The sequence below is a fragment of the Dactylosporangium sp. NPDC049140 genome (genome assembly GCF_040648435.1).
In genome coordinates, this window is sequence record NZ_JBEZDS010000026.1 from 136,237 (window position 1) to 158,535 (window position 22,299).

The following is a 22,299-nucleotide window of genomic DNA, read 5'->3' on the forward strand; positions in this document are numbered from 1 at the left end:
CGTAGGTCGGGCGTGTCGGCATTTCGGGGGATGCCATTCCGGCTCATTCCCGGAATGCCTCGGCGTGCGCTTGACGGCCCGTTGTATACGTAGACTGTAGCCAGTCGCGCAAGCCTTTCCGGAGGAGTCGCACAATGGTGGATTACCGGGTATCCGTCGAGGCCGTCAGGGACTCCGCCACGCGGGTCGACGACGGCGCCGCCGACATCGAGCAGCGGCTGCAGTCCCTGCGCAACGAGGTCGCCGGCCTGGTCGACAGCTGGGAGGGCGACGCCTCGCAGCGCTTCCAGGACCTCTACGCCCAGTGGGACAACGACGCCCGCAACCTGCACGAGACGCTCACCGCGATCGTCGCCCGGATGCGGGAGGTCGCCGACATCTACGAGACGGCGGGTCAGGACGCCGTCAGTCGCGTGACTCGATGACCACGATCCGAACCGTCACCGGCGACGTCCACGACGTCTCGGCCGCCGTCGCCGCGCTCGGCGACGACGTCGCCGCCGTGCGGGGCCTCGTCGCCGCGATCACCGAGCCGGAGGACCCGGGCGTGTCCGGCGACCCGCGCGTCGCCGCCGGCTACGCCTCGCTGCACGACGACTGGGTCTCGGGCCTCGACCGGCTCGCGGCCGGGCTGGCCGCCCTGGCCGTGGCCGTCGCCGACGTCGCGGTCGACTACGAGCAGGGCGAGGCCGGCAGCGCCGCCGCCGTCACCCCGGCCACGGATCGCGGCCATGGGCGCTGAGGGCATCCTCGGGCTCGCCGAGGAGCTCATCGGGCGCCTGCCGGACTACCCGGGCGGCGACCCGGGGGAGCTGCGGGCCGCCGCGACACGGTGGGACTACGCCGGCAGCCAGCTGCAGGAGCACCTCGACACCGCCCGTGCCCGCGTCGACGCGGCCCGCGGCACGTGGAACCACGACGCCCGGGTGCTGTTCGACCAGCGGTGGGACGAGCTGACCAACGCCGTCACGCACGGCGTCGGGCAGCTCGGCGACGTGGCCACCGCGCTGCGCGGGGCCGCCGACGGGATCGAGGCCGCCCGGCTCGCCTACGACGTCGCGATCGCCGGCGCCGCCGCCATGGGCGTGCTCGCAACGTTCAGCGCGGTCGTCAGCTTCGGCGCGTCCGAGGTCGCCGTCCTCGCGCGGCTCATCGAGGAGCTCATGGTCGCCATCGGCATCGCCGAGGAGACCGCCGCGATCGCCGCCGCGGCGCTCGAGACCGCCATGCAGGCCGTGCGCCTGCTCGCCATCAACTTCGCCACCGACCTCGCCGGGCAGGCCGCGATGAGCATGATCGTGTACGACGACCACAACCCGATCGGGCACCTCCAGCCGGGCGACGCCCTCGAAACCGCGATGGGCGAGGTCCGCCACCAGCACCCCCGCCCGAACACCACCGGCCGGAAGCTGTAGGGGCCACGTGACGCACCCGGAGCCGCACCGCCGGCCGGTCCACCGCCGGCCCCGCCTGCTCAAGGCCCGCCCGGCCGCCACCGCCTACGACCTGCCGGCGGTACCCGCCCCCGAGGTCGTGCGGCCGCCGCAGTGGGCGACCGTGTTCGTGCCCGCCCTCACCACGGGCTCCGTCGCCTTCATCGGGCTGGCCACCGGTCAGAAGTACCTCATCTGGACCGGCCTGCTCGTCAGCCTCGGCGCGGTCGTCACGCCGTTCGTCACCTACTGGGCCAACATCCGCGCCGCCCGCCGGCGCGACGAGCGGCGCCGCCGCCGCTACGTGGCGCGGCTGGCCGTCGTCGCCGCCGACGTCCGCGCCGCCGGCGACGCGGTCCGCGCCGCCCTCGACGACGCCCACCCCGCCCCCGACCGGTTCGACGCGTGGGCCGCCTCCGACCGGCTGTGGGAGCGCCGCGCCACCGACGACGACTTCGCCGCGGTCGCCGCCGGCACCGGCCGGATCCCGTCCGGGCTGGCGCTGACCGTGGCCGCGACCACCGCCGACGCCGACCCCCACCCCGACCTCGAGGCCGAGACCCGCGCCGTCACCGCCGCGGCGACGGCGCTGGGCGGCGCGCCGCTCGTCGTGCCGCTGCGCGAGGCCGGCGTCGTCGGCATCGAGGGGCCCTGGGCCGCCGTCGCCGGGCTGGCCCGCGCGATGCTGCTCGAGGCCCTCGTGTGCTGCGGCCCCGACGAGCTGACCCTGCTCGTCGCCGCCCCCGAGTCGCACGCGGGCGACTGGGCGTGGGCCGCCGAGGTCCCGCACGCGCTGCGCTGGACCCGGCCCGGCGACGGCGCACCGGTCGCCGGGGTCGCGACCGACCCGGCAGCGTTCGCCGCGGCGCTGGCCCGGGCGGTCACGCCCCGCATCCGGCTGCGCGACGAGAGCCGCACCACCGCCCGCGAGGCCGGGCTGCCGCTGCTGCTCGTCGTCGTCGCCGACTACCGCCCGCTGTCGGTGCTGGAGGGGGTACCGCTGCTGCGTGAAGTCCTCGCCGACGCCGTCACCCTCGGCGTCACCGTGCTCGCCGCCGCGCGCCCGGGCGTGACCGGCCCGGCCGAGTCCACGATCCTGCTGACCCTCGACGCGCACGGCCGCGGCGTCCTGCGCCCCGTCCGCAGCCCCGAACCGGAGACGCCGTTCACCCCGAACCTCGTCCCGGCCACGGTCGCCGGGGCCATCGCCGCGCGGATCCACGGGCAATGGCCCGTCACCGACCTGTCCTTCGCCGGCGAGCGCGGCGACGAGCCGCTGCTCGACCTGATCGGCGCCCGCGCCGCCCTGGCCGGCCCGCCCGGTTGGGCGTGGCCGCCGCCGGCCGGGCTGCTCGCCGCGACCATCGGCGTGCTCGCCGACGGCACCCGCCTCGTGCTCGACCTCAAGGAGAGCGGCCAGGGCGGCGTCGGCCCGCACGGGCTGCTCGTCGGCGCGACCGGCTCCGGCAAGAGCGAGCTGCTGCGCTCGCTCGTCGCCTCCCTGGCCCTCACCCACAGCCCGGACTGGCTGCGGGTCGCGTTCGTGGACTTCAAGGGCGGCGCCGCCTTCGACGCGCTCACCGGCCTGCCGCACTGCGCCGGGCTCGTCACCAACCTCGACGACCCGGCGCTCGTCGCCCGCGTCCGCGCCGCGCTGGAGGGCGAGCTCGTCGCCCGGCAGCGGCGGCTGGCCGCGGCCGGGCCCGACATCGGCGACATCCGCGCCTACTGGGAGCGTTCGGGGGCGCAGGAGCCGCTGCCGTACCTGCTCATCGTCATCGACGAGTTCGCGGAGCTGATGGAGGCCGACCCCGGCTTCTCCGACACCCTGGTCTCCATCGCCCGCCTCGGCCGCAGCGTCGGCATGCACCTGCTGCTCGCCGGGCAGCGCCTCGAGAGCGGGCGGCTGCGCGGCCTGGAGGGCCATCTCGGGTACCGCATCGCGCTCCGCACGTTCACCCCCGAGGACAGCGTCGCGGTGATCGGCTCGCGGGTCGCCGCCGACCTGCCGATCGTGCCCGGCCACGGCTTCGTGCGGGCGGGCGGGACCCTGCAGCGTTTCCGGGCCGCCCAGGTGTTCCAGGCCCAGGACCCCGGCGGCCCGGCCGACCTGGCCCGCATCGTGGCGTGGACCCGGCCGCTGCCGGCCGCGCCGAAGCTGTGGCTCGAGCCGCTGCCCGACCCGCGGCGGATGGAGTACCTGCGCCTCGACGACCCGCGCCTCGACGCCGACGCGCCGGCCGCCGGGAACGGGCTGCCGGTCACCGTCGGGCTCCTCGACGACCCGCTCCGGCGGGCCCAGCGGCCGCTGACGGTCGACGTTGCCGCCGGCGGTGGGCACCTGGCCGTCGTCGGCGCCCCGCAGACCGGCAAGTCGGCGCTGCTGGCCACCGAGATCCTGCGGGCGGCGCGGGCGCACCCGGCGTACCAACTGCAATATCTTGTCCTTGACTTCGGCGGCGGAGCCCTGTCGCCGGTCCGCGGGCTGCCGAACGTGGCCGCGTACGCGACGCCGGTGGATGCCCGCCGCGTCGGCCGGATCGTCGCCGAGATCCCGATCCAGCTCGACCGCCGGGCCCGCGACGGCCGCCGCGGCGACATCGTGCTCGTCATCGACAACTTCGCCGTGTTCGCCGCCCGCTGCCCCGAGCACCTGCCGGTGATCGACCGGCTGCTCGCCGAGGGCGCCGCCCACGGTCTGCACCTGCACGTGAGCACGCCCCGCTGGAACGACCTCGGCCTGCGCCGCCTCGACGCCGTCGGCGAACGCTTCGAGCTGCGCCTGCACGACCCGGCCGAGTCCCGGCACGGCCGCGCCCGCGGCGCCCTGCTCGCCGCCGCCGGCCCCGGCCGCGCACTCGGCCCCGGCGGGCTCGTCGCCCAGTTCGCCGCGCCGGTCCTGACCGGCGCCACGCCGTCCGGCCCGCAGGCGCTCGCCGAGACCGTCGAACGGGTCGGGGCCGACCTGGCGGCCCGCCACGACGGTGCCCGCGCCGAGCCGCTGCTGCTGCTCGACGACCTGACCCCGGACCGGTTCGCCGCCGCCGAACGCACGCCGCCCGCCGCCGGCGCGCTCGTCCTCGGCATCGACGAGGCCGCGTTCTCGCCCGTGCCGTTCCGGCCGGGGAAGGACGGGCACCTGTTGTACCTCGGCGACCAGCACACCGCCCGCACCCGCTCCCTGGCCCGCCTGCTGACCCTCGCCCACGACGGCGACCTGGCCGACGCCTACGTCGTGGACCTGCGCGGCGGCCTGCTCGCCGCGATCCCGAAGCCGGAAGGGGCGGCCCGCACCCCCGCCGACGTCGGCGGCCTGGCCAGGAAGGTCCAGGACCGGCTCGACCCGCGCCTCAACGGCGGCGGCGACGACCGCCCGGTCCTGCTCGTCGTCGACGACTACGACCTGGTTCTGGCGCTGGCCGGGGCCCGCAACGGCCCGCTCGACAGCCTGGCGCCGCTGCTGCGGATGGGGCGGGAGCTGCGGTTCAGCCTCGTGCTCAACCAGACCGTACCCACGTCGATGCGCGAGACGCTGACCGCCCGCGCCGTGGAGGCCGAGGCGGCGCAGGTCGTGTTCTCGGCCGCGCTGCGCACGGAGGCGCCGCCCGGGGCGACCGGCCGGCTGCTGCCGCCCGCGGTGGCCCGGCTCGTGCGGCCCGGCGAGCGGGAGGCGCTCATCCAGACCCTGCCGCCGAGGCGTCCGGAGGCCTGATCACGGGCCGAAGATGGGGCCCAGGACGCAGACCACCACGACGAGGAGGAGCGCGAGCAGGGCGGCCAGCGCGAGGGTCGCCTGCCGTCCGGTCACCGGGCGCAGCGCGGTCCGCCGGGCGGTCGGCGGAGGGCCCGGGGCGGGCTCCGGCGGCGTCTCGGCACCGGGACCGCCGGCCAGCTCGGCGAGCAGGGCGTCGGCGGCCTCCGCGGTGCCGCCCCGCTCGGCCAGCAGCGTCACGACGTCGGGATGGTCGTACCGGATCAGCGCCGTAAGCAGGTGCTCGGTGCCCACCTGCGCGGAGCCCGCTTCCCGCGCGATCACCGCGGCCGCCGCGAGTACCCGTTCGGCCGGCCCGGCCAGCGAGGCCACGTTCTCGATCGGTGCGGCGGGCTCCGGCGGCGGTACCGGCGGCGCGGTCCACACCCGGGCCACGTTGCCCCCGTCGTAGAGGGCGAGCGCCGTGGCCAGGTCGACCGGCGTCACGTTGGCGCGCCCGGCGGCCCGGCCCAGCGCGGCGCCTTCCCGCACGACGGCGCGCGCGTCGACCGTCAGGCGCGTGTAGCTCAGGGCCGAGCCCGCCCCCTCGACGGCCCGCGGCTCCTCCGGCGGCCCTTCGGTGCCCGGCCCTCCGGCCAGCCGGGCGAGCAGCGCATCAACGGCCCCGGCCGTCGCACCCCGCGCGCCGAGCCCCGCCACGACGTCCGGCGGCCCGCTGCGCACAAGCGCGGCAAGCAGGTGCTCGGTGCCGATGTGCGCGGCGGCCTCGGCCATCGCGACATACAACGACTGCGTCAGGACGGCCCGTGCCGCCGCATCGAACCGGTGCGGCGCCTCCGGCGGCCGGCGCCCACCTCGGGTGCTCGTGGGCTCGGGCCGGGGCGATGTCCAGATGCCGGCGGTGTTGCCGACCGGCCGGGCGGCCAGCGCGGCGGCGAGATCGGCCGGGGTCATCTCCGACCGGCCGGCGGCGACGGCGTAGTGGGGCACGAGCGCCACCACCTGCCGCGCCTCGGCCGTGAACCGTTCGAACACGAGGCATTGTCTACCCGACCGGTCCGGCCTACGGAAACCCGGGCCTTGAGACCGCCGAGCTTGCCGGTGGGGTCAGGGGGTTCAGTTGCTGATGGCGGGGGCGCGGCGGACGTAGGTGGTGTCGTCGACCTGCGCGGTGGTGAACGCGGCGATGTCGGCACGGCTGACGGCGAAGCCGAGGTTGTCGGTGCCGAAGAACCCGATGCGGACGTACGGCTGCTTCGGGATGTTCTCCGAGGCGATGAACCGGATGATGGTCCGGTCCAGGCCCCGTTCCAGCAGTTCGGCGACGGTCAGGGATCCGATGGCGCCGGTGGCGCTGAAGACGGTGCCGGCAGGATGCCGGACGCGGCGGGCAGGATCAGGCCGAGGCCGCCGAGCAGCTCCGCGACGCCGATGAACCGCACGGTGCCGGGCGAGAGGTCCTCCACCCACGGCAGGTTGGGCTGCAGTTTCTCCTTCGGCTGGGTCGATTTCATGACGCCGGCCAGGACGAAGGCGGCGCCCAACAGGATCTGGACGATCCACAGGGTCACGTTCATGAGCAGCGTGGTCTCCGTACCGAGGGGTTGGTGGTTCAGGCGACCGAGATGACGATCTTGCCGCGGGTGCCGGTGCCGAACGCGGCGAACGCGGCCGGGACCTCGGCGAGGGGGTAGGTGCGCTCGACCGGCACGCTCAGCCGTCCGGCGGCGACGTCGGCGACGAGCCGGTCCAGGGTGTCCGCGGTCGGGTTGGCCATGATGAACGTGGCGGCCGGGTGCTGGTCGGCGCCGTAGCCGCGGGTGCTGGCCAGGCGGCCCTTCTCGGTCAGGAGGGCGGCCAGGGCGGCGCCGTCGCCGGCGAAGTGCAGCACCACGTCCACCCCGTCGGGGCTGATCTCGCGGATCTGCGCCTCGACGTCGCCGGTGTAGTCCACGACGTGGGCGGCGCCGAGCCCGCGGACGAAGTCGGCCTCCTCGCCGGGGCGGGCGGTGGCGATCACGCGGGCGCCGGCCGCGGCGGCGTACTGGACCGCGATCGCGCCGACCCCACCGGTCGCGCCGGACACGACGACCGTCTCGCCGGTCTGCGGGGACGTCGCGGTGAGGGAGTCGGCGGCGGCCGTGCCGGCCAGGCCCAGCGCACCCGCGGCGGCGGGGTCGACGCCGGCGGGCAACGCGGTGATGCCGATCTCCTCGAGCACCGTGACGTACTCGCCGAAGCCGCCCTCGCCGAGGTGTGGCTTGGTGACCACGCCGTACACGGCGTCACCGGGCGTGAAGCGGGTGACCCCCTCGCCGACCGCCTCGACGATGCCGGCGAAGTCTTTGCCGAGCACGACCGGGTAGCGGTGCTCCATCATCGCGGCCAGGTGCCCGGCGGCCACCGACAGGTCGAAGCCGTTCACCGACGACACCTGCACCTTGACCAGGACCTCACCGGCGCCCGGGATGGGGGCGGGGACCTCGGTCAGCGCCGGCTGGGCACCCTGCTCGGCAAGAACGACTGCACGCATGACAACCTCCAGGCAAGAAGTGGAAGCTTTCCTCCACTAACCTCACTCACCGTAGCACGCAAGTGGACGCTGCCTTCCACTTGACGTACAGTGATGTGCGTGACCTCGCCGCCAGCGCCCCGCACCCCGCCCGCCGCCGGACTTCGGGTCGACGCGGAACGCAACCGGCAGCGCGTCATTGCCGCCGCGCGGGAGGTGTTCGCCGAACTCGGGCTCGACGTGCCGATGGAGGACATCGCCCGCCGTGCCGGCGTCGGGGTCGGCACCCTCTACCGGCGCTACCCCACCCGGGGGGACCTCATCGCCGCCGCGTTCGAGGAGAAGATGCACGCCTACGCCGCCGCCGCGCGCCAGGCCCTCGCGGACCCGGACCCGTGGCGCGGGTTCTGCGGCTATGTCGAGCGGATCTGCGGCATGCAGGCCGGCGACCGCGGCTTCACCACCGTGCTCACCATGACGTTCCCGACGGCGAAGCAGTTCGAGGCCGACCGCGACCGCGCCTACAAGGACTTCTCCACCCTCGTCGACCGGGCCAAGGCCGCCGGGAAGCTTCGCGCGGACTTCGTCACCGAGGACATGCCGATGTTCCTCATGGCCAACGCCGGTGTGCTCACCGCCACCGCCGACGCCGCCCCCGACACCTGGCGCAGGCTCGTCGGGTACCTGATCCAGGCGTGCGCCGCGCACGCCGCCGAGCCGCTGCCCGACCCGCCCCAGCCCCGGCAGATGTACCGGGCGATGCTCCGCGCCACCCGGCATCAACGTGAGCGACGCCCGGCGAAAGGCGCCTCATCCCACGAGGCCGGCGCGTAGGTCGGCGCCCTCGGGGTCGGCACTTCCGGCCCGTGGGTATGTACCTTGTCGGTTACGTACCCGACCTGTTACATTCATGCTCGTGGAAGCGGTGCTGCAGGCGCTGGCCGATGAGAGCCGGCGGAAAATGCTCGACACCTTGGCTCGCGGTCCGGCAACCGTGGGCGAGCTGGCGGCACTGCTGCCGATCGCCCGTCCCGGCGTCTCGCGCCACCTGCGGGTCCTGCGGGAGGCGGGGCTGGTCGACGTCCGCCAGGAGGCGCAACGACGCATCTACAGCCTCCGCCCGGAACCGCTGGCCGAGATCGACGACTGGCTGGCGCAGTACCGGGCCCTGTGGACGCAGCGGCTCGACGCCCTGCGCACTGAAGTCGCCCGGGGCAAACGCGAACGAAGGAGCAGCAGATGACCGGCAACTCACGCCAGGACGTCCGTATCCTGGGCAGTCTGGACAAGGGCGTCGTGCGTGTCGAAGACCGCTTCGACACCGACGTCGACGACCTGTGGTCAGCCCTCACCGATCCGGGCCGCCTCGCCCGCTGGATGGGCGAGATAGACGGCGACCTCCGCCTCGGCGGTGAGTTCCGCGCCCACTTCTTCGCCAGCGGCTGGAAAGGTACCGGGCGGGTGCAGGCGTGCGAGCCCCCGCACCGGCTGCTGCTGCAGACCATGCACCCCGGCCAGTCCGACGAGCATTTCATCGAGGTCAGACTGACCGCCGACGGCGACCAGACCATCCTGGTCTGGGAGGAGCGGGGCATGCCCGTGGACCAGCTCGCCGCGTACGGCGCCGGAGTCCAGGTCCACGTCGAAGATCTCGCCGCCCACCTCGCCGGTCGTCAACGCTGCGACGCGAAGACACGCTGGGAGGAGCTCATGCCGTCCTATCAGGCCGCCCCGGCCGTTGCCGGCTTGCGGCCCCAGCAGACCGCGGTGGCGAAGGACAACTCGAAGAACTCCTGACGGTCCAGGAGACGCAGGGCCTCGTCGACCGCCGGCCGGGCCTCGGGCATGTGGTCGAGGATGCGGGGGCGCAATTGCGTGAGGGTGTACGCCCAGCATCGCGCCGATGCGTTCCGGCCCCCGGTCGCCGGGACATGCACCGAGGCCGACACCCCGGTCAGGCCGTGCGCCAGCAGGGGCGAGGGAAAGGTCCGCGGCCATCGCGCGTCCGTGCCGATGGTCGCGGCCAGCGTCGACTCGACCGCGTGCATGGCGTCGCGAAACGCCGGCGTGCCGCCGGAGGCGATCGGGAAGCTCGCGATCGACTCGATCATCAGCACGCCCCCGGGGCGCAGGGACCGGCACAACCTGGCCAGGACCGCATCGCGTTCGGGCAGGTGTTCCAGCACGAACCGGGCGTGGACGAGGTGGAACGCCGACTCCGGCAACGGGTCCGAGACGATGTCGTGCTCAGCGACGCGCAGGGTGGGCGCGCCGATCGCCGGCAGCCATCGGGTGTCGATGTCGGTCGCCAGGACGCTGCCGTCGGGCACCTGGCCGGCAAGCCAGGCCGCGACCGTGCCGGCACCGGCGCCGACTTCGAGACAGTCCCAGTCCGGGCCGAGCCCGATGTCCCGCAGAATCCGCAGGGTCGTGGCGTCGGCCACCTCGGCCATGGCGACGAGTCGTTCCCGCTCGCCGTCCCACTCGGGGCTGAGAACCGATTCACCGTAGCGCTCAGGTGCCGTCATAGCGCAATTCAACCCCACGAGCCGGCAGGTACCGCCGAAGGCCGCGAACAGTCCGACTCGGCGCGTTCAGTGGCGGTTTTTGGATTGGGCTCGCGTCGATTGGCGACCGCCTGATGCGCGCGACGTTGATCCGCCTCGCGATGGCGATCTGCCCGGCGCCGGTCCGCGACCGCTACGGCGTCGAGATCACCGACCTGCTCGCGCATTCGACCCGGCCGTGGCGCGGCATCGCCGATGTCGGTCGATCCGCACTGTCCGAGCAGGCGGCGACGTGGACGTGGGCGCGTATCCACCCGCAGCTTCGCCGGATGGCGTGGCTCGCGCCCGCAGTGCCGCCCGGCGTCAGGTCTGAAAAGGCGTATGTAGCGGCGTCGACCTTTCGCGACGGTCGCCGGTGTCGGGGTCGAGTGCGGTCTCCGGGTGGGAGAACAACGCCGGCGCCGGTCGCGGCGCGGACGGTGCGGGCGTTGACGGCCGAGCGGCCGGCTCGGGAGGCCCTGCGGGCTGGATCTCGTTGACGGCTTCGGCGGCCGACAGCGTGCCGGAGTTGACGGCCTGCCACAGGCTGATGCGGCCCGTCGCGGTGACGACCGTGTGCCGCTGCAGTGCGGCCGGGCTGACGCCGTGGGCCTTGAGCTGCCCGGCGGTCGCCGGGTTCAGGTCCTTCCAGGCGTGCACCGTTTCGGCGGTGAACCCGTGCGCGGCCCACTGCTCGGCCAGGGCCGTGACCCGGTCGCGGACATGCTCCGGAATCACGTCTCGATCACCACGCCGGTCGCCCAGCAGCGCGCGGCCGAGCTCGGTGAGCCCGGCGATCGGCACCCAGTTGACCGGTTCGTCGACGCTCCGTCCACGGGCGTTCATCGTTGTTGCCCGGCGTACGAACGGACGATCTGGACGAATTCCATGCAACTATGATCCCTCATCGCGCCGCCCGGCAGTCACGCGCCCCTGCCGTCGTTGAACGCTTGAGGAGTCGGGCGCGTTCGTCTGGGCATGACGATGGAAGGCGACGGGGAACTCGCGGCGCTGGTTCGACGTACCGCAGACGCTTCCTCTGCTTTTATCCGCGGCGACATGCGTACCTATGTGGCCCTGCTGCCGCACGCGGATGACTACACGCTCATGTCACCGTACGGCGGCGTCGCGCACGGCTTCGACCACTCCGACGCGTCCCTCGACGCGACCGCGGCCTGGTTCCAGGGCGGCGAGGCGGAGCTCGAGGTCGTGCAGACGTACCGTGCGGGGGAAATGGCGGTGATCGTGGCGATCGAACGGCAGCACGGCGTGGTCGGCGGGCTCCCGGCGCAGGACTGGTCGCTGCGGGTCACGCTGGTCTTCCGCCGCGACGACGGCGAGTGGCGGCTGGTGCACCGGCACGCTGACGCCCTGGTGCACACCATCGACCATGCGCAGCTGTCGGCGCTGGCCCGCGGAGGAGGGCCGGTGGTCAGGGATTCAAGTGGTGGTGCCGGGAGAACATCCGGCTGAGCCGTGGCATGCGCTGGAGCGCTGACCGGTGCGCCGCGCTCCCTCGAAGACCTCTTCTTGTAATGGTCGACGTCGGGTGATCGGTCGGTAACTCGACAGCCGTCAACCGCGGGCCCGTCCCTCCGCGTCGTAAGAGGCGTCCGAAGTACATCGACGCAGGGAGAAACTCCGATGCCCAACCGTGCCGTTGTTCTGGTGCTCGCGCCGCTGCTGTTGCTGGCTGCGGCCTGTGACCCTATCGACGGGGCCGGCGGTCCTTCGTCGGCGCCGCCGGTCACCTCGCCGTCCGTGCCGCCGAGCTTCCCGCCGGGTTCGAGCCTGCCCAGCTTCCCGTCCGGGTCCACCGTGCCCAGCTTCCCGTCCGGGTCCACCATGCCCAGCTTCCCGTCCGGGTCCGGGATGCCGAGCTTCCCGCCCGGGTCCGCGATGCCGAGCTTCCCGCCGGGCTCTCCCGCGCCGAGCTTCCCGCCCATCTCGCCCGCACCGACCGGCTGGCCCGGGTCCGGGGGGCCGGGCGGCTGGCACTCGTAGTTTCAGGGAAAGCCCTTGCGCGCCGCGTGCCAGCCCAGCTGGATGCGGGTCAGGGCGTGGATGCGCCGCTGTACCGTGCGCAGGCTGGTGTCGAGCTGCCCGGCGATGGCCTGGTCGCTCAGGCCGGCCAGCAGCAGGGCCAGCACCCGCCGGTCGAGCAGCTCGGTGGCGCGGGGTACGCCGCTGCGGGCGGCGATGCCGTCGGGCGTGCCGCCCGCTACTTTTACCGGCTCCTCGGTACCACCCAGCCGATCGAACGCATGAACTCCAGCCGTTCCCAGGCCATGTCCTGGACCGGATAGAGGAGCAGGAGGCATCCGTCGGCGGGGCTGGAGGCGGTCCTCGCGCAGTCCTGGGCGCGATGCTGGTAGGAGGAGAACCCGTCCATATCCTGCATCACCGCGCCGTGGCACTGCGCGTACGCCAGCATCATCGTCAGGATGCCGAGGGCCGGCACCACCTGCGCGGTCCGGGTGACGACGCTCGGGCGGGCCTTGACCGGCACGGCGGTGGCCACGGCCACCGCCACCCCCGCACCTGCGGGGGCCGGCTCGGCGTCGGCGTCCGGCTCCGGCGCATCGGCCTGGTCGGATGGGGCCGGTGTCCAGGCGAGCTGGGCCGCCTTGGTCGAGATCACCAGGATGGCCACGACGAACAGCAGCGAGATCGTGGTGTAGCGGCTGGAGAACGCCTGGTGGTACCCGTAGACCAGCCGGGCGGCTCCGGTGACGACGGCCGAGCCGGTCGCGACCAGGCCGATGCACAGCCACGGGACCAGGGTGACGAACTGCGAACGGTGTCGCAGCAGCACGTACCCGACGCTGACCATCAGCAGCAGCACCAGCCCGAGGGCCAGCACGTTCGAGCGGTGCTGGTCGAACGGGCCCATCAGCACGCGGGTCAGGTACACCGCGCCGTACCGGGCCAGTCCCACCGGCTGCGTCAGGATCACGTGGAGGGGCGACTCGCCGCCCATGTCAAAGTAGTCGGTGTAGTAGAGCTTGATCTCGATCGCGGCGGCGGCGACCCACACCAGGGACCAGCGCCACAGCCGGCGGGCGAACGCGAAGAGCGGCAGGCCGACGACCCAGACCAGCAGGCCGCCGCCGAGGGAGAACGTGGCCAGGGTGGCGCCGAGCACCGCGACCAGGACCTGCTTCCACGGCTGTGCGGTCCGCCAGGAGCCCAGCGCCCAGACGGCCAGGACGATCCCGGCGACGCTCATGAACCACTCGATCTGCCAGCCCCACAGCCAGTTCTGCACCGCGGTCGGGGCGAAGACGATGACGCTGGTCAGGAACATGGCGGTGAACTGCCACCAGCGCAGTCCCCGCTCCCGCCCGGTGCCGTCCGGGCCGGTCATCGTGTGCCGGATCATCAGGGCGAGCAGGACGAAGGTCAGCGCGGCGACGAACAGGCTGAACGCCAGCTGGACCCGGATGTCCCAGTTGCTGATCGACGCCAGCCCGAACATGACCAGGTTGGGCCACAGGATTCGATGCTCGTTGTGCTGGGCGTAGAAGACCCCGAAGTCGAGCCGGCCGTCGTGCTGGGCCTTCACGATCCAGTAGAAGTCCCAGTCGTCATTGAACGGCACATTGACCCACCGCCGGACCACGGCTTGGACCAGATACACGAATGGTGCCGCCACCGCAAGGGACATGGCCGCAGGGGTCAGGCGTTTGGGCACGCCACAAGATACATGACGTTCCACGGACGTAACGGCTCCAGCCGATGCGTCCGCTGCTTCAACACTGCCCAGCCGGCCGGGCCGGCTACCTCAGTTCTGCCGGCGGCGAATCCACCAGAAGGAGAAGCCGGCCAGTGCCGCGCCGAGCACGAGGAAGATCCCCGTCTCCGCCCACTGCATGGGCCAGTAGTGGCTCGCCGGCTGGTACGAGACGGTCTGGTGCAGGTCGTACTGGGCGAGGCAGGTGCCGCTGTCGGCGAAGTCGGTCGTCACCTCGTCGGAGCCCAGGCCCGGGAAGCACTCGGGGTGCGCGGCCGCGGCGACCGCGTGACCGGAGGAGTCCTCGATCGGCGGGGCGTCGGTCACCCACGTGCCCGGTGGGACCGGCAGGTTGAGGAGGGCGATGTCCGCCGTGTCGTTGCGGAAGTCGATGCCCTGGGCCCGGCTCACGACGTCCTGGTTGATCGGGTAGCTGACGGTGGTCGGCGGCAGCAGGTGCGGCCGGACGACGGCCGGGAAGAAGATCTGGATGACGACGAACGCCGCGAGGGTGACGGCCATGGCCGGGATGGTCCGGCGCAGCAATAGGCCCGCGGTGGTACCGAGGGCAAAGGCGAACGCGGCGTAGCCGAGCGGGACGATGCCACGCGACGCGAAGGTCATCGCCGCCCACCGGCCCCCGTTGAGCTCGTCCAGCGGGCCGGCCCACCACGTCAGCAGCCAGCTGAAGACCCCCGCGGTCGCGACCGCGGCGGCGCCGACGACGGCGACCTTGACCGCGAGCCAGCGGGTGCGGGTGACGGTCTGGCCCCAGGCGAGCTGGTGGGTACCGGTCTCCAGCTCCCGGCCGACCAGGGGCGCGCCCCAGAACAGGCCGAGCAGGGCCGGTACCGCGACCACGAGGAGCTGCAGGAGCTCGAACATGGGCTCGTAGCCGCGCTGCAGCTGGGAGAACCGGGCCCCCAGCGCCCGCGCGGCCGGGGTGGTGCCGTCGCAGGCGTGCAGCGGGGCACACGCGGCCAGGTCCGCGGCGTAGCTGTGGTGCATCCGCAGCCCGGTGATCAGGAAGCCGATCGCGGCCGCGGCGACCAGGGCCGCGCCGGTGAGGGCCGGGGCCCGGAACTGCCGCCAGGTCACCCAGATCATCGTGCTGCTCCCGTCGGTTGCGACCGTTCCATGTACGTCAGCACGAGGTCCTCCGGCTCGAGGTGTTCGGCGGACCAGTCCCCGGCGGGCAGCTCGCGCTCGCTGTGTACGACGAACCGCGACTGCCGGTCCGTGTGCTCCGCCGAGATGACCTCGACCCCGGCCGGCAGCTCGGACGCCTCGCGCCGCGAGCACACGATCCGGTGGTGCTGCGCGAGCAGGTCGTCGGTCTCGCCGGCGAGCTGGACGCGGGAGGAGACCAGCACGACCAGGTAGTCGCAGACGCGCTCGAGGTCGGAGACCAGGTGCGAGGAGAGGATGACGCTGGTGCCGTGCTCGGCGACCGACTCCATCAGGTGGCGCAGGAAACCGCGGCGGGCCAACGGGTCCAGGCTCGCGACCGGTTCGTCGAGGATGAGCAGCTCGGGCCGCTTGGCCACCGCGACGGTCAGGGCCAGCTGGGCGCGCTGGCCGCCGGAGAGCCTGCCCGCCTTCTGCTTCGGGTTGAGGCCGAGCTGCTCGACGCGGTCCTGGGCGAGCTTCGCGTCCCAGCCCGGGTTCATCTTGGCGCCGAACTTCAGGTGGTCGGCGACGGACAGGCCCGGGTAGGTGGGGGTGTCCTGGGCGACGTACCCGACGCGGGCCAGCTGCGCCGTGCCGCCGGTGGGCTGTTCGCCCAGCACCTCGATCCGCCCCGCGGTCGGCGCGAGCATGCCGCAGGCGATCTTCAGCAGCGTGGTCTTGCCCGCGCCGTTGGGCCCGACGAGACCGACCACGTGCCCCGGCGGGAGCTCGAGGGTACAGTCGGCCAGCGCCTGGCGCTGACGGTAGCGCTTGCCCAGCGCATGGGCTTGCAGGATCGCGTTCATGTCTCCTCTTCGGCGCTCTCGCGCAGGGTGTTCTGGAACATCGCCTCGATGCCCGGCTCGGTCAGCCCGGCCGCGCGGGCCTTGCCCATCCAGGCGCGCAGCTCCTGCTGCAGCGGACCGTGCTCGGTGAGCGATGCGTGGCCGAGCGATCGGGTGATGAACGTGCCGACGCCGGGCTTGGCCGCGGCCAGGCCCTGGTGCTCGAGCTCGCGGTACGCCTTGCTCACGGTGTTCGGGTTGATCGCCACCTTCGCGACCACTTCCTTGACCGTGGGCAGCTTGTCGCCCTCGGTGAGCAGCCCCAGGAGCAGCGCCTGCCGCACCTGCCGGACGAGCTGCAGGTAGGGGGCGATCCCCGAGCGCGCGTCGAGGTGGAAGTCGATCACCCATAATCCTGTTCCACTAGGTTACTAGTGAAATGAGGATGGACGGGGGCGGGGGGTGTGTCAAGCCGGCTTACGCGAGCAGGTGAGCGCGCCGATGCGGCCGTAGGCGACTGCGCCGGTCACGCCATTCGCCGCGGCCAGCAGGGGCTCGCGGCTCGTCTCGTCGCCCAGGGCGGCCGCGAGCCGTGCGCCGCGGCCCAGCGGGAAGAACAGGCTGACGTTCGCGCCCACGCGGGTCGCCATCGCCCACAGCTCGCGAGCGGCGGTGTCGTCGCCGCGGAAGGCGGCGAGCTCGGCGCCGCCCATCGCCCACGCTCCGAGCAGCGGGCGGTCGTGGGCGGCGAGGACTTCGGCGCGACAGCGGCGCAGGGCGTCGGTGGCGTGCGCGTCGGCGTCCGCGGTCGGCCCCTGCGTCGGGCGCGCGTCGGCGACCCACAGGTGGATGACGGCGGCCGCGACCCGGAACACGGTTCGGGGCAGCGCCGGGTCGGCCGCGCCCACGCCCGCGGTCGCTCGCAGCAGCGCGTCGGCCCGGGCCAGCGCCTCGTCGTACCGCCCGCGTTGCCAGGCGAGGTGGGCCAGGCCGAGCCCGGCCTGGCAGGCGTCGACCTCGTCGACCGGTTCCGCACCGGCGATCGACAGCAGCCGGCCTTCGGCCTCGGTGTCGCCCGCGAGGGCCAGCTGGGTGTCGCGCAACACCCGGGCCCAGCGGGCGTCCTCGGCCGCGCCGACCAGTTCCAGGTGCCGCTGGCTGCGCCGCAGCCACTCGTCGGTGCGCGGGTCGGGGCCGGCGCTCGTCGCGTGCCCGGCGGCCTGGGCGGCCATCCCCATCGCCCAGTGGTCGCCGACGGCCTCGAAGCGGCGGTAGGCCTGCTCGGCGTCGCCGGCCGCGTCCGGGCGGGGGCCGGTGTTCTCGATGAGAACAGCGCGGATGAAGTGGCCCATGCCCTGCACGTACGGGTCGGGGTGGGCGATGAGGGCCGCGGCGTCGGCCAGGCTCTTGTCGGGGTCCGCCTGCTCCAGCCCCGGCAGCGTCGACGCCAGCGCGGCGGTGCGGGGCGAGATGTCGCCGGGGCGCTCGGCGAGCACGACGCGCAGGGCGCGGCGGGTCAGCGCGCTGAGCCGCAGCGGGCCCGTGTTGCCGGCGTTGACGCCGATCAGCACGCACAGCCACGCGAGCCGGTCGGCGTGCGGCAGCGGGCGCCCGGCGGCCGCACCGTGCCGGATCGCCGAGCGCCGCCGCGCGGCCGGGTCGTCGAGGTGCAGCAGGGAGCGCGCCCAGGCGCTGGCCTCGAGGTGCTGGCCGCGCACCGTCCACAGGTGGAACAGGGCATTGGCGATGTCGACCGCGGCCGGTTCGTCGTCGTGCTCCAGCGCCCACCGCAGGGCGGCCACCAGGTTGTCCTGGTCGGCCGCGCAGCCTTGCAGGGCCTCGATCTGGGCGGGGCCGATGAGGTCGGCGGCCAGCGCCACGGCCCGCCGCACGCCCCACCCGGCGAGACCGGCCAAGGCGTCCTCGCGCCCGCCGGCGGCGTCGAGCCTGGCCTCGCCGTACTCGCGGACCGTCTCCAGCATCCGGTAACGGTCCCCTTCGAGACGCAGCAGGGACTGCTCGGCCAGGATCGCCAGCCCCCGCGGTACACCCGGAGCGCCCGTAACGGCGAGGGCGAGATCCGTGGTGAACGGGGCCGGGATGACGGCCAGCCGCTCCAGCAGGTCCCGCTCGGCGGGCTCGAGCAGCTCGCGGCTCCAGTCGACCATCGCCCACAGGCTGGTGTGCCGGTCGGGCAGTCCGCGCAGCGCGTCGTCGAGCAGCGCGAACCGGTCGCCGAGCCCCGCCAGTACGTCCTCGATCGGCATGTGCCGCAGCCGCGCCGCGGCGAGTTCGAGGGCGAGCGGCAGGTTGTCGAGCCGGTGGCAGAGGGCCAGCGCCCGGTCGCGCCGCCAGGCCGGCGTCGCGCCCCCGGCCCGTACGCGGGCGTCGAGGAGGGCGAGCGCCTCGTCGTCGGGCAGCGCGGGCAGCCGGTGGACGACCTCGCCGACCAGGCCCAGCGGCGCCCGGCTCGTGGCGAGCACGCCGAACTCGGGCGGCGCCGCGGCCAGCAGGTCGGCCACGACGGCCGCGGCGGCGTCGAGGACGTGTTCGCAGTTGTCGAGCACGAGGAGCCCGTCGAGATCGCCGGGCCCGCGGGGGTCGGGCAGGACCGCGAGGACGGCCGGCCGTACCTCGGCGGGGGAGCGCAGGCCGGCCAGTTCGACGACGCGGACGGGCCGGGACCCGCCGACGGTGCGGGCGATCTCGGCGGCCAGCCGGGTCTTGCCGGCCCCGCCGGTCGCGACGACGGTCACCAGCGGCGCCGCGCGCAGCGCCCGGCCGACGGCGGCGAGATCGGTGTCGCGGCCCACCAGCGGCGTCATGGCCCGGCGCCAGGCGGCCGGGAGGTGCGGCCGCGCGGGCGTCAGCTTGCCGCGCAGCAGCGCCAGGTGCGCCTCGGCGAGCGCGGGCGACGGGTCGGCCCCGTACCGCTCGGCCAGCTCCGCCCGCACCCGCTCGACCAGGTCGAGGGCCTCGGCGTCGCGCCCCTGCGCCGCGAGCACCCGCACGAGTGCCGCAGCGGCCGGCTCGTCGGGCGGCACCCGGGCGGCCAGCCGGCGCAGATCCGCCTCCTCGAACGGGCCGCCGGCGGCCAGCGCGGCCTCGGCCCGCAGCGTCACAACGTCGCCGAAGAGCCGGGCGGTGCCGCCGTCGTCCAGCTCCGGTACGTCCGGGAACAGCGCCCGCGCCTCGTCGGCCCAACCCCGCGCCCGGGCCGCGTCGCCCTCCGCCAGCGCCCGCCGTCCCCGGTCGGCCAGCCCGCGGGCCGTGACGGCATCGATCTGCACCTCGTCGGCCGGGATGCGGTACCCGCCGGGCGCCGTGAGCACCGGCACGCCGAGCCGCCGTACCCGGCCGACCAGGGCCTGCACCGCGCCGGTGGCGTCGTCGGGCGGTTCGCCGAGCCAGACCGCGGCGACCAGCGCACCGGTCGAGACGGCGCGGCCCCGGGCCTCGAGGAGCTCACGGATCACGGCGGCGAGCCGGTCGCCCCGCACGGGGCGGCCGTCCACCGCGAGGGGGCCGAGCGTCGTGATCCGCACGCTCCCATCATCGCAGCAGGTTGATCAGGTTCCGGGCGGCGTTGTCGCCCAGGAGCACGGCGTTCATGGCGACGCCCTCGGCGGCGGCCGCGGCGCTGCGGGCGAACATCGCCTCCTCGTACGCGCCGAGCGCCGCCTCGGAGCCCGCCGCGATGGCCGCGCCGAGCTCGGCCCCGTCGAGCATGGCCAGGTTGGCCCCCTCGCCGTTCGGCGGCTGCACGTGGGCGGCGTCGCCGAGCAGGGTCACCCCCGCCTTCCGCTCCCACCGGTGGTCGACCGGCAGCCCGAAGTGGGGCCGGTGGACGGGGGCCGTGTCACTCGCCGTGATCAGCGCGGTCAGCTCGGGGGCCCAGCCCTCCACCTCCTGCGCGATCCGGGCGGTCGCCGCGGCGGGATCGGTGAAGTCGATGGCGGCGAACCATTCCAGCGGCCGGGCCAGCCACAGGTACGCGTGCAGGTTCCCGTCGCTCTCCCGGTGCACCAGGAACAGCTTCCCGCTCGCGGCCTGGTCGAACCCGAACAGCGACCCGCCGCCGACCGCCTTCGCCGTGGCCGGATGGCGGTTGTCGCCGTCGAACAGGAAGGTCTCAACCGCCGAGCCGCCACCGTACTGCGGCACGGCGTCGCTGAGCAGGGGCCGCACCCGGGACCAGGTTCCGTCGGCGCCGACGAGCATGGCCGTGACGACTGACGTGCCGTCGGCGAAGTGCACCTCGTGGCGGCCTTCGCTGGCAGCGTTCACGGCGAAGGCCGGGTGACCGGGAGCGTTCACGGCGGCGCCGCTGCGGCCGGGAGCGTTCACGGCGACGACCTTGTGACCCCAGCGGACGGTACCGGCCGGAAGCGAGTCGAGCAGCAGCCGGCGCAGCGCGGCCCGCTGGACCTCGGGGCTGTCACCGCAGCCGTCGTCGGGCTTGTCGTACAACACCGTGCCGTCCCGGTCGACGACACGGTATGACTCACGGCCGTGCAGCACGAGGCGGTGGAACTGTGCCGTCAGTCCGGCCGCGGCGAGCGCGACCTGGCCGTTGTACTCGTGGATGTCGAGCATGCCGCCCTGGGCGCGGGACGTGGGGGAGGCCTCGGCCTCGTACACGGTTGCGGGAATGCCGTGCAGGTGCAGGACGCGGGCCAGGGTGAGGCCGCCGAGCCCGGCGCCGACGATCGTGACCGGTGTGTTCATGCGGGAACCGTGCACGGTCCCGCCGACACGGCGGCGACACGGCACCGACACGTGGTCGGTTGTACGCCGCGCCCGGGCCGTGACGTTCGGGCCCGAGAAGTACATAGTCACTGCGTCAACCTCGGGTTGACGTCTCGGATGCGTCAACCTATGGTTGACGCATGACGCCCACCGAACCCGTCACCAACGCGATCCGGCTCGACGACCTGATCGAGGCCATCAAGAAGACCCACCCCGCCGTGCTCGACCAGCTCTCCGACGCCGTGCTCGCCGCCGACCACCTCGGTGACGTGGCCGACCACCTCATCGGCCACTTCGTGGACCAGGCCCGCCGCTCCGGCGCCTCGTGGACGGAGATCGGCCGCAGCATGGGCGTCACCAAGCAGGCGGCCCAGAAGCGGTTCGTGGCCAAGGGCGAGGACGCCGCCCAGCAGTTCAGCCGGTACACCGACCGGGCCCGCAAGGTCGTCGTGGCGTCCCAGGAGGAGGCCCGCACCCGGGGCAGCGACCACATCGGCGTCGCGCACCTGATCCTCGGCCTGGTGGCGGACCCGGCCGCGCTCGGCGCCCGGGCCGTCGTCGCGCAGGGCGTGTCGCTCGACGCCGTCCGGCGGGCGGCGACCGCGACGCTGCCGCCGGCCGCCGAGTCCCTGCCCGCGCTCATCCCGTTCGACGCCCAGGCGAAGAAGGCGCTGGAGCTGGCGTTCCGGGAGGTGCTGCGGCTGGGCCACCAGCACGTGGGCACCGAACACATCCTGCTCGGGCTGCTGGAGCTCGAGGACGGTACCGGCATCCTCACCGCCCTCGGCCTCGACAAGGCCACCGCCGAGGCGTCGATCGGTGCCGCCCTGGCATAGGTGCGATGCCGCTGCAGCGCCGTTACAGCGGAACTGCAGTGGCATCGAACATCGTCTCTCTGTCGAAGGGAGACGACATGAACAACCCCGGTCCCCGGCGCGCACGGCGTGTGCTCGCGTCGACGACCGCCCTGGTGGTGGCGAGCCTCGCCGCCGTCGTGGTGCAGTTCACGATCGATGCCCAGCCGGCCGCCGCGGCCAGCAGCATCGGCGGCACGATCACCCGCTCCGAGGTGATCAGCCGGGCCACCAACTGGTACAACCGCCGCAACGACTCGGACCTGACCTACGACCAGGGGCTCAAGACCTGGGACGGCACGCACTCGCGCGAGTACCGCCGGGACTGCTCCGGCTACGTGGACATGGCCTGGCACCTGGGCTCGGACCCGAACACGACGGGCCTCATGGACTCCGACGTCACCGTCGCCATCAGCCGGAGCCAGCTCCTGCCCGGCGACATCCTCGACGACGTCGTGCGCCACTCGGACGAGTCCTCGGACCACGTCGTCATCTTCGGCGGCTGGGAGGACGCGGCGAAGACGCACTTCTGGATCTACAGCTTCGGCGGCACCCCGATCGTGAAGTACACCGGAAAGTCCTTCAGCGACGACACGATCGGCAGCCACCCGATGTCGGACTACGTCGCGCGCCGGTACAAGAAGATCGTCGACGACACCCCGGAAGTGCAGGTGCAGCCGGGCCGGCAGTTGGCGGATCTCAACGGTGATGGTCTGCCGGAGCTGATCGGTCGGAAGGCTGATGGGGGTTTGTACGCGTATCCGCACAAGGTGGGTGTGGCGTCGGTGGTGGGGACGGCGTGGGA

The 22,299-nt window shown here is 73.8% G+C and carries 22 protein-coding genes and 1 pseudogene; 11 read left to right on the plus strand and 12 right to left on the minus strand.

The features are described 5' to 3' along the window. The first annotated feature begins 134 nt into the window (after positions 1-134). Genes AB0B76_RS34195 through AB0B76_RS34210 form a run of 4 tightly spaced genes read left to right on the plus strand, consistent with a single transcriptional unit; the run spans position 135 to position 5,145 of the window. Positions 135-425: a WXG100 family type VII secretion target gene (locus tag AB0B76_RS34195; protein ID WP_360383120.1), complete on the plus strand. Its 291-nt coding sequence runs from the start codon at positions 135-137 to the stop codon at positions 423-425. Beyond that, the gene (locus AB0B76_RS34200) at positions 422-742 is read left to right on the plus strand and encodes a hypothetical protein (protein WP_360383122.1); all 321 of its coding nucleotides are present in this window, start codon (positions 422-424) and stop codon (positions 740-742) included. Before AB0B76_RS34195 ends, AB0B76_RS34200 begins: the two co-directional genes overlap by 4 nt. Then, positions 732-1,415, plus strand: coding sequence for a WXG100 family type VII secretion target (locus tag AB0B76_RS34205; protein ID WP_360383124.1), 684 nt, complete (start codon positions 732-734; stop codon positions 1,413-1,415). The genes AB0B76_RS34200 and AB0B76_RS34205 overlap by 11 nt, the downstream gene beginning before the upstream one ends. A gap of 7 nt (positions 1,416-1,422) precedes the next feature. Continuing rightward, positions 1,423-5,145, plus strand: a complete 3,723-nt coding sequence (locus AB0B76_RS34210) for an FtsK/SpoIIIE domain-containing protein (protein ID WP_360383126.1) — start codon at positions 1,423-1,425, stop codon at positions 5,143-5,145. On the opposite strand, the gene AB0B76_RS34215 is transcribed toward AB0B76_RS34210, so the two are convergent. The 3 genes from AB0B76_RS34215 to AB0B76_RS34225 form a co-directional block, all read right to left on the minus strand. Further along, entirely contained in the window at positions 5,146-6,180 is a 1,035-nt protein-coding gene (locus AB0B76_RS34215; protein WP_360383128.1) for a Clp protease N-terminal domain-containing protein, read from the minus strand. A gap of 293 nt (positions 6,181-6,473) precedes the next feature. Further along, positions 6,474-6,722 (minus strand): DoxX family protein, encoded by a 249-nt coding sequence (locus tag AB0B76_RS34220; protein ID WP_360383130.1) that lies wholly within the window; start codon positions 6,720-6,722, stop codon positions 6,474-6,476. 35 nt (positions 6,723-6,757) lie between these two features. After that, positions 6,758-7,678, minus strand: a complete 921-nt coding sequence (locus AB0B76_RS34225; protein WP_360383132.1) for an NADP-dependent oxidoreductase — start codon at positions 7,676-7,678, stop codon at positions 6,758-6,760. 99 nt (positions 7,679-7,777) lie between these two features. Between AB0B76_RS34225 and AB0B76_RS34230 the strand changes: the two genes are divergently transcribed. The 3 genes from AB0B76_RS34230 (at position 7,778) to AB0B76_RS34240 (ending at position 9,454) form a co-directional block, all read left to right on the plus strand. Next, a complete protein-coding gene (locus AB0B76_RS34230; protein WP_360383134.1) occupies positions 7,778-8,491 on the plus strand; it encodes a TetR family transcriptional regulator in 714 nt (237 codons plus the stop codon). Positions 8,492-8,567: 76 nt separating this feature from the next. Next, the gene (locus AB0B76_RS34235; RefSeq protein WP_360383136.1) at positions 8,568-8,900 is read left to right on the plus strand and encodes a metalloregulator ArsR/SmtB family transcription factor; all 333 of its coding nucleotides are present in this window, start codon (positions 8,568-8,570) and stop codon (positions 8,898-8,900) included. Next, positions 8,897-9,454: an SRPBCC family protein gene (locus tag AB0B76_RS34240; RefSeq protein ID WP_360383138.1), complete on the plus strand. Its 558-nt coding sequence runs from the start codon at positions 8,897-8,899 to the stop codon at positions 9,452-9,454. Before AB0B76_RS34235 ends, AB0B76_RS34240 begins: the two co-directional genes overlap by 4 nt. Here the strand turns inward: AB0B76_RS34240 and AB0B76_RS34245 are convergent. Further along, on the minus strand, positions 9,379-10,185 hold the full coding sequence (locus tag AB0B76_RS34245; RefSeq protein ID WP_360383139.1) for a methyltransferase domain-containing protein: 807 nt from the start codon (positions 10,183-10,185) through the stop codon (positions 9,379-9,381). The genes AB0B76_RS34240 and AB0B76_RS34245 overlap by 76 nt on opposite strands. 342 nt (positions 10,186-10,527) lie before the next feature. Next, complete coding sequence (locus tag AB0B76_RS34250) at positions 10,528-11,049, minus strand: hypothetical protein (protein WP_360383141.1); 522 nt, start codon at positions 11,047-11,049, stop codon at positions 10,528-10,530. A 138-nt stretch (positions 11,050-11,187) separates the two neighbouring features. Here AB0B76_RS34250 and AB0B76_RS34255 point away from each other — a divergent pair, with 138 nt between their 5' ends. Together AB0B76_RS34255 and AB0B76_RS34260 are read left to right on the plus strand one after the other, a co-directional pair. After that, positions 11,188-11,676: a nuclear transport factor 2 family protein gene (locus AB0B76_RS34255; RefSeq protein WP_360383162.1), complete on the plus strand. Its 489-nt coding sequence runs from the start codon at positions 11,188-11,190 to the stop codon at positions 11,674-11,676. Between the two features lie 171 nt (positions 11,677-11,847). After that, a complete protein-coding gene (locus AB0B76_RS34260) occupies positions 11,848-12,207 on the plus strand; it encodes a hypothetical protein (RefSeq protein WP_360383142.1) in 360 nt (119 codons plus the stop codon). 2 nt (positions 12,208-12,209) lie between these two features. On the opposite strand, the gene AB0B76_RS34265 is transcribed toward AB0B76_RS34260, so the two are convergent. From AB0B76_RS34265 to AB0B76_RS34295, 7 genes are all read right to left on the minus strand, one after another. Then, positions 12,210-12,353 (minus strand): helix-turn-helix domain-containing protein, encoded by a 144-nt coding sequence (locus AB0B76_RS34265; protein ID WP_360383143.1) that lies wholly within the window; start codon positions 12,351-12,353, stop codon positions 12,210-12,212. Positions 12,354-12,430: 77 nt separating this feature from the next. Continuing rightward, entirely contained in the window at positions 12,431-13,804 is a 1,374-nt protein-coding gene (locus AB0B76_RS34270) for a hypothetical protein (RefSeq protein WP_360383144.1), read from the minus strand. Positions 13,805-13,987: 183 nt separating this feature from the next. Then, the gene (locus tag AB0B76_RS34275; protein WP_360383146.1) at positions 13,988-15,043 is read right to left on the minus strand and encodes an ABC transporter permease subunit; all 1,056 of its coding nucleotides are present in this window, start codon (positions 15,041-15,043) and stop codon (positions 13,988-13,990) included. After that, a complete protein-coding gene (locus tag AB0B76_RS34280) occupies positions 15,040-15,912 on the minus strand; it encodes an ABC transporter ATP-binding protein (RefSeq protein ID WP_360383147.1) in 873 nt (290 codons plus the stop codon). The genes AB0B76_RS34275 and AB0B76_RS34280 overlap by 4 nt, the downstream gene beginning before the upstream one ends. Further along, the gene (locus AB0B76_RS34285; protein ID WP_360383148.1) at positions 15,909-16,298 is read right to left on the minus strand and encodes a GntR family transcriptional regulator; all 390 of its coding nucleotides are present in this window, start codon (positions 16,296-16,298) and stop codon (positions 15,909-15,911) included. The genes AB0B76_RS34280 and AB0B76_RS34285 overlap by 4 nt, the downstream gene beginning before the upstream one ends. Positions 16,299-16,358: 60 nt before the next feature. After that, positions 16,359-19,436, minus strand: a complete 3,078-nt coding sequence (locus AB0B76_RS34290) for a BTAD domain-containing putative transcriptional regulator (RefSeq protein ID WP_360383150.1) — start codon at positions 19,434-19,436, stop codon at positions 16,359-16,361. A gap of 7 nt (positions 19,437-19,443) precedes the next feature. Next, positions 19,444-20,619, minus strand: coding sequence for an NAD(P)/FAD-dependent oxidoreductase (locus AB0B76_RS34295; protein WP_360383151.1), 1,176 nt, complete (start codon positions 20,617-20,619; stop codon positions 19,444-19,446). 161 nt (positions 20,620-20,780) lie between these two features. Here AB0B76_RS34295 and AB0B76_RS34300 point away from each other — a divergent pair, with 161 nt between their 5' ends. Both AB0B76_RS34300 and AB0B76_RS34305 read left to right on the plus strand, forming a co-directional pair. After that, complete coding sequence (locus AB0B76_RS34300; protein ID WP_360383153.1) at positions 20,781-21,476, plus strand: Clp protease N-terminal domain-containing protein; 696 nt, start codon at positions 20,781-20,783, stop codon at positions 21,474-21,476. Positions 21,477-21,553: 77 nt separating this feature from the next. Further along, positions 21,554-22,299, plus strand: a pseudogene (locus AB0B76_RS34305) (hypothetical protein); the annotation flags it as partial.

Bases quoted from the DNA above. Each gene is read 5' to 3' on its own strand.
- AB0B76_RS34200 (WP_360383122.1), top strand. From the start codon at position 422: ATGACCACGATCCGAACCGTCACCGGCGACGTCCACGACGTCTCGGCC.
- AB0B76_RS34220 (WP_360383130.1), bottom strand. From the start codon at position 6,722: ATGAACGTGACCCTGTGGATCGTCCAGATCCTGTTGGGCGCCGCCTTC.
- AB0B76_RS34295 (WP_360383151.1), bottom strand. From the start codon at position 20,619: ATGAACACACCGGTCACGATCGTCGGCGCCGGGCTCGGCGGCCTCACC.
- AB0B76_RS34240 (WP_360383138.1), top strand. From the start codon at position 8,897: ATGACCGGCAACTCACGCCAGGACGTCCGTATCCTGGGCAGTCTGGAC.
- AB0B76_RS34255 (WP_360383162.1), top strand. From the start codon at position 11,188: ATGGAAGGCGACGGGGAACTCGCGGCGCTGGTTCGACGTACCGCAGAC.
- AB0B76_RS34300 (WP_360383153.1), top strand. From the start codon at position 20,781: ATGACGCCCACCGAACCCGTCACCAACGCGATCCGGCTCGACGACCTG.
- AB0B76_RS34260 (WP_360383142.1), top strand. From the start codon at position 11,848: ATGCCCAACCGTGCCGTTGTTCTGGTGCTCGCGCCGCTGCTGTTGCTG.
- AB0B76_RS34245 (WP_360383139.1), bottom strand. From the start codon at position 10,185: ATGACGGCACCTGAGCGCTACGGTGAATCGGTTCTCAGCCCCGAGTGG.
- AB0B76_RS34275 (WP_360383146.1), bottom strand. From the start codon at position 15,043: ATGATCTGGGTGACCTGGCGGCAGTTCCGGGCCCCGGCCCTCACCGGC.
- AB0B76_RS34205 (WP_360383124.1), top strand. From the start codon at position 732: ATGGGCGCTGAGGGCATCCTCGGGCTCGCCGAGGAGCTCATCGGGCGC.
- AB0B76_RS34280 (WP_360383147.1), bottom strand. From the start codon at position 15,912: ATGAACGCGATCCTGCAAGCCCATGCGCTGGGCAAGCGCTACCGTCAG.
- AB0B76_RS34225 (WP_360383132.1), bottom strand. From the start codon at position 7,678: ATGCGTGCAGTCGTTCTTGCCGAGCAGGGTGCCCAGCCGGCGCTGACC.
- AB0B76_RS34195 (WP_360383120.1), top strand. From the start codon at position 135: ATGGTGGATTACCGGGTATCCGTCGAGGCCGTCAGGGACTCCGCCACG.
- AB0B76_RS34250 (WP_360383141.1), bottom strand. From the start codon at position 11,049: ATGAACGCCCGTGGACGGAGCGTCGACGAACCGGTCAACTGGGTGCCG.
- AB0B76_RS34235 (WP_360383136.1), top strand. From the start codon at position 8,568: ATGCTCGTGGAAGCGGTGCTGCAGGCGCTGGCCGATGAGAGCCGGCGG.